This is a genomic window from Cyanobium sp. NIVA-CYA 375 (genome assembly GCF_056108345.1).
Genome location: NZ_JBSYHW010000354.1, coordinates 1 through 654, shown reverse-complemented (window position 1 = coordinate 654; position 654 = coordinate 1). Strand labels below are relative to the sequence as shown.

The 654-nt window shown below is 71.9% G+C and carries 1 protein-coding gene; it reads right to left on the bottom strand.

Annotation, left to right across the window (positions count from 1 at the left end; translation table 11 throughout):
• A partial coding sequence (locus tag AC01FP_RS18545) for a DUF815 domain-containing protein (protein ID WP_474482350.1) occupies positions 1-486 on the bottom strand: 486 nt, incomplete at its 3' end.
• Positions 487-654 lie beyond the last annotated feature (168 nt).

The window sequence follows — 654 nt, the reverse complement described above, 5'->3', positions numbered from 1 at the left end:
CAGCCAGCTGCGCAGCCGCCTGGGCCCCTGAAGGTCGCCATCGGCAAAGCCGAGGTCGTCGAGATAGACCACGAACCGCCGTGGCACCGTCGCCAGTGTGCCGAACAGCGACGGCAGCCCGGTCAGCGCATCGCCGCCGACCTGGACCAGCGCCAATGCTCCGGGCACCTCGTCCTGCACTGCGCTGGTGGCAGCCCGCAGCAAGGCGGACTTGCCCATCCCGCGCGCGCCCCACAGGAACATGTCGTGGGCGGCAGCGCCGGTCGCATGACGGCGCAGGTTGGCCAGCACCACGTCCCTGTGCCGGTCGATCCCCTGCAGCAGCTCGAGCGCGGGGGCTTCGAGCTCCGGGACCGACCGTGCGCCCTGCTCGCCGACAACATAGGCCGGGTGGGCTAACCAGTCGGCTGCCAGTCCCGCGCTGCGGCCCGCCAGCCGCTCAAGCGCAGCGGCCATCCGGTCCAGCGGGTCGAGCCCTCCCGTCATGCCATCAACCGGCCAGTTGCTCTGCCGTCAGGCCGTAGAGCCCGGCTGCGCCGGCGGTGGCAGAGGCGCGGAGGCCGGTTGCTTCCGGCACGATCCGGTCGAGGAAGAACCGCACCGTCACCGGCTTGGTGTTGACGAGGGCTGGTGCTGCACCGCCTTGGACCGCGC